The following is a 10,326-nucleotide window of genomic DNA, read 5'->3' as shown; positions in this document are numbered from 1 at the left end:
CGGTCCCACCGGCTGATCGCCGGGACCGGACCGGGCATCGGACATCGGGCAGAGGGGGCAGCGCCGGCCGGCTTTGCTGCCGTGGTCGGCTTCTTCTTGCGGCGGGCCCTTTTCTTGCGCAGGCGCCGTTGACGATCCACGGCCGGGGCGCACAGCCGTACGACATTCGCGGGGCCTTCGGCGGCTGAGGCCCCCCCGTGGACGTACAGCGGAAGCAGCGCAAGACGTGGTCTGTCGCTGCCATTTCACCTGTGTTCCGATGGGCGCATGAGCCACATTGTGCGCGAGGGGTACGAAGGAAGCGGGCCAGGAGCGATCACCCCGGACGGATGCGCGGTCGAGCTGTATCGGCGCCTTCCCGTGGGTGATGAGCCGGACATCATCGAGGGCGCTGTCCCGGCCGGGGCCCGCATCCTTGAGCTGGGCTCGGGTACAGGCCGCATCACGCATCCGCTCGTCCGAAGAGGCTTCGTGGTGACCGCCGTCGACGAATCGCCCCAGATGCTGGAGCAGGTCCACGGCGCTCGTACCGTCTGCAGTCCGATCGAGACGCTGGAACTCGACGCGCGCTTCGACGTGGTGCTGCTGGGGTCGTTCCTCGTCCATGCAGCCGGCCCGGGGGTTCGCGAACGACTGCTTCGGACCTGTCGGCGACATGTCGCGGACGACGGCTGCGTCCTGATCCAGCGGGAGGACGAGGGACGGCACGAGAACCTGCCGAGGGAGCGGGCGATCGACGGCGGTCTGATCCGGGTGATGTCCTCCGATCCGGTGCGCCCCGGCGTGCGGTCCGTCCACGTTGAATATCTCTTCCCTGACGCGCAGTGGACCCATACGTTCCTGTCCTGCCCCCTGACCGACGAGGCTTTCGAGCGTGCCTCGGCACAGGCGGGGCTCGTCGTCGACACGTACCTCACCGACGACCGCACCTGGGTGCGGATCCTGCCGGTCAAGGACTGATCCGCCGGCGCATCCGCGTGCCTCGAACCGGCTCAGGCATGCCCCGCACCAGGCCCTTCGCCGTCCTGGCAGACCGGGCCCACTCCTCACGCGCCGCCATCCTCATCCGGGCACGACGATGACCATGGATAGAGGCAGCCTAGGTCTCGGGCGGCTTCGGGAGGGCTTCGCGCAGGCGGTCGAGGAGTACCCGGGCCGCGGGGCTCGACGGACCGGTGGCCTGCCAGGCGAGCGCGATGCGGGCACGCATCTCGGGCCGGACGATCCGCAGGGTGCGGAGCTGTCCGTCGAGGGGGGACTCGTCCTCTCCAGCAGGTAGCACGGCAATGCCCAGGCCGCGCGCGGCGAGCCGTGCGAGCACGTGCGGGGCTGCCGCCTCGAAGGTGACCCGGGGCCGGAATCCCGCCTGCGAACAGCCGCGTTCGAGCGCCGCGCGCACCCCGGTGCCGCGCGGCAGGCAGATCAGGGGCCTGTCGCGGAGATCGGCAAGCGGGACGCTCGTGCCATCTGTGCGGTCGAGAAGCGGAACGCCGGGCGCAACAGCGGCAACCAGCGGGACGTCGATCACCGTCTGGAAGGCCACTCCGGGCGGTGGCACCTCTTCTGCCGGCCCGAGGACGGCGAGGTCGAGCTCGCCGGCCAGGAGCGCAGCCTGCATCCGCTCCGTGGTGTCCTCGGTGAGTGCCAACTCGACCGAGGGGTGGGCGTCGTGGAAGTCCGCGAGTAAAGCGGCGATGTCGAAGGCGTGGCCGGTGGCGCCGGAGACCAGCCCGAGCGTGACCCGGCCTCGCAGCAGCCCCGTGTACGCATCCACCGTCTGCTGCACCGCCTCCGCCGCGGCCAGTGCGGCGCGGGCATGCAGCAGGACCGCCCGGCCCACCCCGGTCGGCGTCACCGACCGGCCGGAGCGGTCGAGCAGGGGCTGCCCCAGCTCCTTCTCCAGCTGGCGGATCTGGGCGCTCAGGCCGGGCTGGGCCAGATGCAGCCGGGCTGCGGCGCGGGTGAAACCGCCCTCCTCGACCACGGAGACGAAGTAGCGCAGCTGACGAAGTTCCATAATCGATGATTCTAGGTTGCAGCAGAACCATCTATTGGAGATATGTCCCGGTCCGCGGCACGCTTGATCGCATGGAGAACACGACAGCCCGCAAGGGGAAGAAGGACCAGGTCAGAGCGGCGATCTCGGCGGAACGCCGAGAACTGGCCGACCTGCTCGACACTCTGCGAGCCGACCAGTGGAACGGGCAGAGCCTCTGCGCGGGATGGCGGGTTCGCGAGGTCGCGGCACACATGTCGATGGGGTTCCGGCTCTCCCTGCCCGTGACGCTCGGCGAGTTGGCCAAGGCGCGCGGAAACCTTGGCCGTATGACCGACCGGGTCGCGCGCAGGGATGCGGCCGCCCATTCCACCGCCGCACTCGCCGCCTTCCTGAGGGACAACGCCGACCACCCCTGGACACCACCGGTCGGCGGGCTCGCGGCGGCACTCGGCCACGACGTGGTTCACGGGCTGGACATCACCGTCGCTCTCGGTCTCGACCGGCGCGTCCCCGAGGACCGGCTGCGCATCCTGCTCGACGAGATCCGGCCCAGCAGCCTGAATTTCTTCGGCGCCGACCTCGACGGAGTGCGGCTGTGTGCCGAGGACCTCGACTGGTCGTACGGCTCCGGCTCGCCGGTGTACGGCCCCGCCCAGGACCTCCTGCTGCTGGCATACGGCCGCAGGATTCCAGGCGGCCGGCTCCGAGGAGCGGCGAGCAGCCGCTTCACCCGGCCGGCCAAGGGAGCCTGAACCGTGCGCACCCGGCTCCTTCTGGCCGTTTCCCTGCTGTCCACTGGTCTGCTCGCCGGAGCCTTCGGCTACGGCGCCGCCAACCTCGTCCCGACCTTCAACTCCGTGCCGATCGACATGAGACTCGACTTCCACACCGAGCTGATGAAGATGAACGGGATCACCGTGCAGGGGGCGATGGCGGTCTCGGCTCTCAGCGCCCTCGCCCTGGCTGCCCTGACACGCGACCGGGCCCGGGTCCTCGCAGCAGCGGCAGGGCTCCTGACCGTCACGTCCTTCCTGATCACCCGGTTCGGAAACGTCCCGATCAACGGCCGTATCAAACAGTGGGCCGCCGCCACGCCGCCGGCCGACCACGCAGAGATCCTGTACCGCTGGGAACTGTTCAACGATGCCCGTACCTGTACTGCCATAGCTGCGTTCGCCGTCCTGATCTCTGTTGCCCTGCGGCAGGCAGGCAGGCAAGCAGACAGGCGAGCGACCGAGCACCACTGAACCCGCGAAGGTCGTCCCGACTGGCTGATCAACCCTGCGGGCCAGTACACCTAGGTGCTCTCCGGAGCGAAGTGGCCGATCAGCAGCGCCAGGCGGTGATCGTGGGCGTCCGCGGGGAGGCGGCCGCTGCGCATGAGGGTGGCCAGGCCGTGGAGGCCGGCCCAGAAGGTCTCCGTGAGGATGCCCGGATCGTCGTCGTCGGCGAGCGGCTGGACGGCCTGGAGCAGTTCGCCGAAGGCGTCGCGCAGGGCGGCGGGGGCCTGCGGTGTGGCGAACGGCAGGTCGACGGTGTGTGTGAACATCGCGTCGTAGAGCGCCGGGCGTTCCTGCGCGAAGGCCGTGTACGCCGCTCCCACCGTGGCGAGGGCCTCACGGGCGCCCTCGGCCGCAGTGCGTGCCGCGCGCAGCTCGGTGGCCAGCTCGGCGAAGCCCTGTACAGCGACTGCGGCCATGATGGCGCCCTTGCCCTTGAAGTGGCTGTAGAGGACGGGCTGGCTGTACTCGATCTCGGCGGCGAGCCGCCGGGTCGTGACCGCGTCCCAACCCTCGGTCTCCGCCAGTTCCCGCGCAGTGGTGACGATCAACCGCTCGCGGTCCGCTCGTTCGCGCTCCCGGCGCGTCTTGATCGACATGAGTGAAATTCTAGCACCGCTAGAGTTCCTGCTGCCGATCTGTTAGCTTTGCTCTCGTCCCTAGCGCTGCTAGAATTTGAACGGAGATATGGCGTGACCGTCACCGCGTACACCTTGGCCGTCGTCCTCGACCTCCTCGTGCTGTTCATCGGGGCTCGCTTCCTGCTCCAGCCCCGCCCCGCCGCCGCCGGTTACGGTGTGCCCGCCAAGCCGGACGGCGACCCGGCCTACCTCGCGATCAAGGGGCTGCGGGACAGCACCCTCGGCATCCTGGGCCTGGCTCTCCTGGCCTTCGCGGGCGCCCGCGCCGAAGCCTGGTTCATGCTTGTCGTGGCGCTGACGCCGCTCGGCGACACCCTGATAGTGCTGCGTCACGGCGGCACCAAGGCGGTCGCGTTCGGCATCCACTTCGCCACCGCCGTCGTCGTACTCATCAGTGCCGGCCTGCTCTTCGCCGTCTGAATCGCACGCCCCCTCTCACTGGCAAGGCGCAAGACGACACCCACAGGGAGCCCGAAATGTCGCTGATCGTACCCGACTTCGCCTCGTCCGTAATCGTCCGCTCCGCCGACGCCGAGGTGATCGGCCGCACCCCCACCACCGTCCGGCTGCTGGCCGACAGCAGCACGACCGGCGGGGCACTGTCCACGCAGCGCGTCACCCTCACCGACGGCGCCGACGGCGCCCGTCCGCACCGCCACAACAACTCCGCCGAGATGTTCTACATGCTCGACGGCGCCGCCCAGCTCCTGTCCGGAGACGAGGCCGTCACCGCCGAGCGCGGCGACCTCGTCATCGTCCCGCCAGGTCTCCCGCACGCCTTTGCCGCAGCACCTGGATGCGACGCCGACATCCTCATCGTCATCACTCCCGGCGTCGAACGCTTCGAGTACTTCCGCCACTTGCAGCGCATCGCCCTTGGTGAGACCACCCCCGAGAGCCTGCTGGAAGTGCAGGAGGTGTATGACACCTACTTCGTGCACAGCACCACTTGGGACGACGAACGGGGCCGGGCCTCGGCGTGAGCCTCCCATCGGCCACGGCGGGCGGGCGCGGTGACCGTCGGGCGCGGGACGCCAGTTCATGGGCAGGCGGCCCGCGCCCACCGAATGCGCTGGTCACAGGCATTCGTTGATGGCGGCGACCCGGCCGCCACCGGAGCCGGTTTCATGCGGGTCCGCGCATGGTCGGCCTCGTCCGGAACGGTGCAGCGGGCCCGACAAGACCGCCCGGACAGGGCCTCAGTCGTCCGAGTCGGCGCGTTGGCCCAGGCTCGGGCTCCGGCTCGTACGCCCGGCCCGGCGCACCAACTCGCCCGCCGCCAGGGTCGCGGCAGCCGCCGCGCGTACCCAGCGCGGGCCACCCCACGCCGCCCACACGACACAGACGCACCCTCCGACGGCGAGCACGAGGATGCCGGACAGAACGAGCACGGCCATGCTCATCCCCCTCCTTCCGTTGCGGTCCGCGCAATCCTCCCAGTCCGCGAAACAGGCCGTCGCATCGGTCCCCGCGCCGACCGGACCGCTCGTCGCGGTCCTCCCCGTGCCCACGCTGTCGCCCGCACCCCAAGGCGCCCGGCGCCGATGTCGGCACGATCTGCCGGACACTCCTGGTCCACCGGCCTTTCTGCAGGTCGGAGGGGTGGCGTAAGAGATCCGTCAAAGGGGCGCCAACGGCCGTAAGGGAGCCGTCAAGGGTGGGCGTTGTCCAGTCGGAATCCAGCTTTCCTGTAGAGGTCCGAAACAATTCCGAACCTCTTCAGGAGCTCACGATGGCCGACGTGGCCTTCGTCGTCACCACGATCGCGGTGTTCGCGCTGGTGGCTCTCGTCGCCAAGGGGGTGGCAAAGCTGTGACCGCCGAGAACATCGTCGGCCTGGTCGTGGCCGTCGCCCTGCTGGGCTATCTCGTCCTCGCCCTCGTCAAGCCGGAGAGGTTCTGAGCACGCACATGAGCCCCTTCCTTGCTGCTGTGCTCCAACTGCTGGCGCTGATCGCTGCGCTGGCGCTGGCGTACCGTCCGCTCGGCGACTACATGGCCCGGGTCTACTCCTCCGACAAGCACCTGCGTGTCGAGAAGTGGATCTACAAGGCGATCGGCGCCAACCCGAACGCGGAGATGCGCTGGCCCGCCTATCTGCGCGGTGTCCTGGCCTTCTCCGCGGTCAGCGTTCTCTTCCTGTATCTGCTGCAGCGGGTGCAGGGCAGTCTGCCCGGCTCGCTCGGCTTCTCCTCCATCGACCCCGACCAGGCGTTCAACACGGCCGCGTCGTTCGTGTCGAACACGAACTGGCAGTCGTACTACGGCGAGCAGGCCATGGGCCACGTCGTGCAGACCGGCGGCCTGGCGGTGCAGAACTTCGTCTCCGCGGCCGTCGGTATCGCGGTCGCGGTGGCCCTCGTGCGCGGTTTTGCCCGGTCCCGTACCGGTGAGCTGGGCAACTTCTGGGCCGACCTGGTCCGCGGCACCGTCCGTATCCTGCTGCCGATCTCGATCGTCGCGGCGATCGTGCTGGTCGCGTGCGGCGCGATCCAGAACTTCGCCGGGATCCACGAGGTCGGCCAATTCTTGAATGGGCCCGGCATGGGAGGCTCGCAGGAGTGGAACGGCGGCGCGGTCGCCTCGCAGGAGGCGATCAAGGAGCTGGGAACGAACGGTGGCGGTTACTTCAACGCCAACTCGGCCCACCCCTTCGAGAACCCGAACGCGTTCACGAACCTGTTTGAGATCTTCCTGATCCTGTTGATCCCGTTCGCGCTGACCCGCACGTTCGGCAAGATGGTCGGCTCGGTCAAGCAGGGCTACGCGATCCTCGCCACGATGGCGACGATCTGGGTCGCCTTCGTGCTGCTGATGTGGTGGACGGAGTTCGCGGGGCACGGCCCGGCCTTCGAGATCGCCGGTGGTGCGATGGAGGGCAAGGAGACCCGCTTCGGTATCGGTGCATCGTCGATCTTCGCGGTGTCCACGACGCTCACCTCGACCGGTGCGGTGGACTCCTTCCACTCCTCGTTCACCGGTCTGGGCGGTGGCGTCACGATGCTCGGGATGATGCTGGGTGAGATCGCTCCTGGTGGTGTCGGTTCCGGCCTCTACGGCATGCTGATCATGGCGATCATCGCGGTGTTCATCGCGGGTCTGATGGTGGGTCGCACTCCGGAGTACCTGGGCAAGAAGATCGGCACCCGTGAGATCAAGCTGGCGGCCTGCTACATCCTGATCACCCCGGCGCTGGTGCTCTGCTTCACCGCCGCGGCGATGGCCCTGCCCACTCCGGTGAATTCGATGACCAACTCGGGTGCGCACGGTTTCTCCGAGATCCTCTACGCCTACACCTCGGGTGCCAACAACAACGGTTCCGCGTTCGCGGGTCTCAACGCCGACACCCAGTGGTTCAACACCACCATCGGTCTGGCCATGCTGCTGGGCCGGTTCCTCCCGATGGTGTTCGTGCTGGCGCTGGCGGGCTCGCTCGCCGAGCAGAAGCCGGTACCCGCCACGGCGGGCACGCTGCGGACCGACAAGCCGCTGTATGCGGGTCTGCTGGTCGGCACGATCCTGATCATCACCGGTCTGACCTACTTCCCGGCCCTGGCGCTGGGCCCGCTCGCCGAAGGGCTGGCGTCATGAGCATCAACGTGAAGAAGACCGACGCAAACAAGCAAGAGGACACCATGTCCACGGCCACTCCGACTCGGGCGCCGCACAGTGATGTGCCGACCGGTCACAAGCCAGAGGCCGGCCGCGTCGGCGCGGGTCTGTTCGACCCGAAGCAGCTGGTCAAGTCGCTGCCGGACGCCTTCCGCAAGCTCGACCCGCGGGTGATGATCAAGTCGCCGGTGATGTTCGTGGTCCTGGTCGGCTCGGTGCTGACCACCATCTTCGCGTGTCTGGACCCGACGGACTGGTTCGGCTGGGCGATCACCGCGTGGCTGTGGCTGACCGTTGTCTTCGCCAATCTGGCCGAGGCGGTGGCCGAGGGCCGCGGCAAGGCGCAGGCGGACACCCTGCGCAAGGCCAAGACCGACACCGTCGCCCGCCGTCTGGCCAAGGACGGCCAGAGCGAGGAGCGGGTGCCGGGCACCGAACTGCGCATAGGTGACCTGGTGGTCTGCGAGGCCGGCGACATCATCCCCGGCGACGGTGACGTCGTCGAGGGTGTCGCGTCGGTTGACGAGTCCGCCATCACCGGTGAGTCGGCCCCGGTCATCCGCGAGTCCGGCGGCGACCGGTCCGCGGTCACGGGCGGGACGAAGGTGCTGTCCGACCGGATCGTCATCAAGATCACGACGAAGCCGGGCGAGACGTTCATCGACCGGATGATCAACCTGGTCGAGGGCGCAGCCCGGCAGAAGACGCCCAACGAGATCGCGCTGAACATCCTGCTCGCCTCGCTGACCATCGTCTTCCTGCTCGCGGTCGTGACCCTGCAGCCGTTCGCCACCTACGCGGACGCCCCGCAGACGATGATCGTGCTCGTCGCGCTGCTGGTCTGCCTCATCCCGACCACGATCGGCGCGCTGCTGTCGGCAATCGGCATCGCCGGCATGGACCGGCTGGTTCAGCGCAATGTGCTGGCGATGTCGGGCCGTGCGGTCGAGGCCGCCGGTGACGTGTCGACGCTGCTGCTCGACAAGACCGGCACCATCACGCTGGGCAACCGTCAGGCCGCCGAGTTCGTCCCGGTCAAGGGCGTCACCGAGGCCGAGGTCGCCGACGCCGCGCAGCTCTCCTCGCTCGCCGACGAGACCCCCGAGGGCCGTTCCATCGTCGTGCTCGCGAAGGAGAAGTACGGGCTGCGCGAGCGCCACCAGGGCGAGCTCGCGCACGCCACCTGGGTGCCGTTCACCGCCCAGACCCGCATGTCGGGTGTGGATGTGGACGGGCGCAAGGTCCGCAAGGGCGCGGCCGGTTCGGTCATCACCTGGGTCAACGAGCAGGGCGGCCAGGTCGCCGACGACGCCGACACGCTCGCCAACACCATCTCCGAGGCGGGCGGCACGCCGCTGCTGGTCGCCGTCGAGGATGGCGAGGGCGCCCGTGTGCTCGGTGTCATCCACCTCAAGGACGTCGTCAAGGACGGCATGCGCGAGCGGTTCGACGAGCTGCGCCGCATGGGCATCAAGACCGTCATGATCACCGGTGACAACCCGCTGACCGCCAAAGCGATCGCCGAAGAGGCGGGCGTCGACGACTTCCTCGCGGAGGCCACTCCCGAGGACAAGATGGCGCTCATCAAGCGCGAGCAGGCCGGCGGCAAGCTCGTCGCGATGACGGGTGACGGCACCAACGACGCCCCGGCGCTGGCCCAGGCGGACGTCGGTGTGGCGATGAACACTGGCACCTCGGCCGCCAAGGAGGCCGGGAACATGGTGGACCTCGACTCCAACCCGACCAAGCTCATCGAGATCGTCGAGATCGGCAAGCAGCTCCTCATCACCCGAGGCGCGCTCACCACCTTCTCGATCGCCAACGACGTGGCGAAGTACTTCGCCATCATCCCGGCGATGTTCGCGGTGGTCTACCCGGGCCTGGACAAGCTCAACATCATGGGCCTGTCCTCCCCGGAGTCCGCGATCCTGTCCGCGGTCATCTTCAACGCACTGATCATCATCGCGCTGGTGCCGCTCGCCCTCAAGGGCGTGCGCTACCGGCCCACCAGCGCGGACAAGATGCTCCGCCGCAACCTCGGGATCTACGGAATCGGCGGCCTGATCGCCCCGTTCATCGGCATCAAGATCATCGACCTGCTCATCTCCCTCATCCCCGGAATCGGCTGATCGCCATGAACACTTCGTTTGGAAACGCGGCACGGCTGATCGGGGCCGGGCTCCGAGCCCTCCTCGTCCTCACCCTGGTGACCGGCGTCATCTACCCGCTGCTGGTCACCGGCATCGCCCAGGGCCTGTTCCCCGGCAAGGCCAACGGCTCCGAGATCAAGAACGAGGGCAAGGCCGTCGGCTCTTCGCTCATCGGCCAGACCTACAACCTGCCCAAGAAGAACCCCGACGACCCGGAGGAGGCCGCGGTCCCGGACCTCAAGTGGTTCCAGCCCCGTCCCTCCAACGGCCTGGGCAGCAACAGCGTCAACACCCAGTACAAGCTGATCCTCTCCGGAGCGACCAACCGCTCCGGCGACAACGGCGCGGTCGACGGCCGCTGCCCTGCGGAGGCGGAGGACGGCACGCTCTGCGCCCAGGTCATCGCCGCCAAGGCCGCCGTCGTCAAGGACAACTCCACGGCCACCTACAAGGTCAAGCCCTCGGACGTGCCGGCCGACGCCGTCACCTCCTCCGGCTCCGGCCTGGACCCGGACATCTCCCCGGAGTACGCGAAGCTCCAGGTCCACCGCGTCGCCGAGCGGAACCACCTCACCGTCGCCCAGGTCGACGAGCTCGTCGCCGACCACACCGACGGCCGGATCCGCGGCTTCATGGGCGAGCCCC

The 10,326-nt window shown here is 68.7% G+C and carries 13 protein-coding genes and 1 pseudogene; 11 read left to right on the top strand and 3 right to left on the bottom strand.

All coding sequences use genetic code 11. The features are described from left to right. Positions 1-267: 267 nt before the first annotated feature. Together ACWGI8_RS30915 and ACWGI8_RS30910 are read left to right on the top strand one after the other, a co-directional pair. Positions 268-960, top strand: a complete 693-nt coding sequence (locus ACWGI8_RS30915; RefSeq protein WP_453665906.1) for a class I SAM-dependent methyltransferase — start codon at positions 268-270, stop codon at positions 958-960. Beyond that, positions 915-1,055 (top strand): annotated as a pseudogene (locus tag ACWGI8_RS30910) (IS5/IS1182 family transposase); the annotation flags it as partial. The gene ACWGI8_RS30915 and the pseudogene ACWGI8_RS30910, both read left to right, overlap by 46 nt. Before the next feature lie 44 nt (positions 1,056-1,099). Here the strand turns inward: ACWGI8_RS30910 and ACWGI8_RS30905 are convergent. After that, entirely contained in the window at positions 1,100-2,017 is a 918-nt protein-coding gene (locus ACWGI8_RS30905; RefSeq protein WP_453665904.1) for a LysR family transcriptional regulator, read from the bottom strand. A 71-nt stretch (positions 2,018-2,088) separates the two neighbouring features. On the opposite strand from ACWGI8_RS30905, the gene ACWGI8_RS30900 reads away from it, so the two are divergent. Then, on the top strand, positions 2,089-2,751 hold the full coding sequence (locus ACWGI8_RS30900; protein ID WP_453665903.1) for a maleylpyruvate isomerase family mycothiol-dependent enzyme: 663 nt from the start codon (positions 2,089-2,091) through the stop codon (positions 2,749-2,751). 3 nt (positions 2,752-2,754) lie between these two features. Continuing rightward, the gene (locus ACWGI8_RS30895; protein WP_453665901.1) at positions 2,755-3,246 is read left to right on the top strand and encodes a DUF1772 domain-containing protein; all 492 of its coding nucleotides are present in this window, start codon (positions 2,755-2,757) and stop codon (positions 3,244-3,246) included. A 50-nt stretch (positions 3,247-3,296) separates the two neighbouring features. Here the strand turns inward: ACWGI8_RS30895 and ACWGI8_RS30890 are convergent, their stop codons facing one another. Then, positions 3,297-3,878, bottom strand: coding sequence for a TetR/AcrR family transcriptional regulator (locus ACWGI8_RS30890; RefSeq protein ID WP_453665900.1), 582 nt, complete (start codon positions 3,876-3,878; stop codon positions 3,297-3,299). A 93-nt stretch (positions 3,879-3,971) separates the two neighbouring features. On the opposite strand from ACWGI8_RS30890, the gene ACWGI8_RS30885 reads away from it, so the two are divergent. Then, a complete protein-coding gene (locus tag ACWGI8_RS30885; protein WP_453665898.1) occupies positions 3,972-4,340 on the top strand; it encodes a DUF4267 domain-containing protein in 369 nt (122 codons plus the stop codon). Positions 4,341-4,396: 56 nt separating this feature from the next. Further along, positions 4,397-4,903, top strand: a complete 507-nt coding sequence (locus tag ACWGI8_RS30880) for a cupin domain-containing protein (protein ID WP_453665896.1) — start codon at positions 4,397-4,399, stop codon at positions 4,901-4,903. Positions 4,904-5,119: 216 nt separating this feature from the next. Here the strand turns inward: ACWGI8_RS30880 and ACWGI8_RS30875 are convergent, their stop codons facing one another. Beyond that, complete coding sequence (locus ACWGI8_RS30875) at positions 5,120-5,317, bottom strand: hypothetical protein (protein WP_453665894.1); 198 nt, start codon at positions 5,315-5,317, stop codon at positions 5,120-5,122. Between the two features lie 260 nt (positions 5,318-5,577). Between ACWGI8_RS30875 and ACWGI8_RS30870 the strand changes: the two genes are divergently transcribed. The 5 genes from ACWGI8_RS30870 to ACWGI8_RS30850 all read left to right on the top strand — a co-directional run. Then, positions 5,578-5,736 carry a hypothetical protein gene (locus ACWGI8_RS30870; protein ID WP_453665893.1) on the top strand — a complete coding sequence of 53 codons (159 nt, stop codon included), beginning with the start codon at positions 5,578-5,580 and terminating at the stop codon, positions 5,734-5,736. Continuing rightward, positions 5,733-5,822 carry a K(+)-transporting ATPase subunit F gene (gene kdpF / locus ACWGI8_RS30865; protein WP_018845955.1) on the top strand — a complete coding sequence of 30 codons (90 nt, stop codon included), beginning with the start codon at positions 5,733-5,735 and terminating at the stop codon, positions 5,820-5,822. Before ACWGI8_RS30870 ends, kdpF begins: the two co-directional genes overlap by 4 nt. An 8-nt stretch (positions 5,823-5,830) precedes the next feature. Then, positions 5,831-7,510, top strand: a complete 1,680-nt coding sequence (kdpA, locus tag ACWGI8_RS30860) for a potassium-transporting ATPase subunit KdpA (RefSeq protein ID WP_453665891.1) — start codon at positions 5,831-5,833, stop codon at positions 7,508-7,510. Continuing rightward, positions 7,507-9,660, top strand: a complete 2,154-nt coding sequence (kdpB, locus tag ACWGI8_RS30855; RefSeq protein WP_453665890.1) for a potassium-transporting ATPase subunit KdpB — start codon at positions 7,507-7,509, stop codon at positions 9,658-9,660. The genes kdpA and kdpB overlap by 4 nt, the downstream gene beginning before the upstream one ends. 5 nt (positions 9,661-9,665) lie before the next feature. Then, positions 9,666-10,326, top strand: a 661-nt coding sequence (locus ACWGI8_RS30850) for a potassium-transporting ATPase subunit C (RefSeq protein WP_453665888.1), incomplete at its 3' end; no start/stop codon positions are given.

The sequence above is a fragment of the Streptomyces sp. NPDC054841 genome (genome assembly GCF_053611045.1).
Note: the sequence above shows the minus strand (reverse complement) of the source record. Positions and strands in the feature narration are given on the sequence as shown.

Excerpts from the sequence above, each read along its gene's own strand:
- ACWGI8_RS30915 (WP_453665906.1), top strand. The coding sequence starts at position 268 with ATGAGCCACATTGTGCGCGAGGGGTACGAAGGAAGCGGGCCAGGAGCG.
- ACWGI8_RS30905 (WP_453665904.1), bottom strand. The coding sequence starts at position 2,017 with ATGGAACTTCGTCAGCTGCGCTACTTCGTCTCCGTGGTCGAGGAGGGC.
- ACWGI8_RS30900 (WP_453665903.1), top strand. The coding sequence starts at position 2,089 with ATGGAGAACACGACAGCCCGCAAGGGGAAGAAGGACCAGGTCAGAGCG.
- ACWGI8_RS30890 (WP_453665900.1), bottom strand. The coding sequence starts at position 3,878 with ATGTCGATCAAGACGCGCCGGGAGCGCGAACGAGCGGACCGCGAGCGG.
- ACWGI8_RS30880 (WP_453665896.1), top strand. The coding sequence starts at position 4,397 with ATGTCGCTGATCGTACCCGACTTCGCCTCGTCCGTAATCGTCCGCTCC.
- ACWGI8_RS30875 (WP_453665894.1), bottom strand. The coding sequence starts at position 5,317 with ATGGCCGTGCTCGTTCTGTCCGGCATCCTCGTGCTCGCCGTCGGAGGG.
- kdpA (WP_453665891.1), top strand. The coding sequence starts at position 5,831 with ATGAGCCCCTTCCTTGCTGCTGTGCTCCAACTGCTGGCGCTGATCGCT.
- kdpB (WP_453665890.1), top strand. The coding sequence starts at position 7,507 with ATGAGCATCAACGTGAAGAAGACCGACGCAAACAAGCAAGAGGACACC.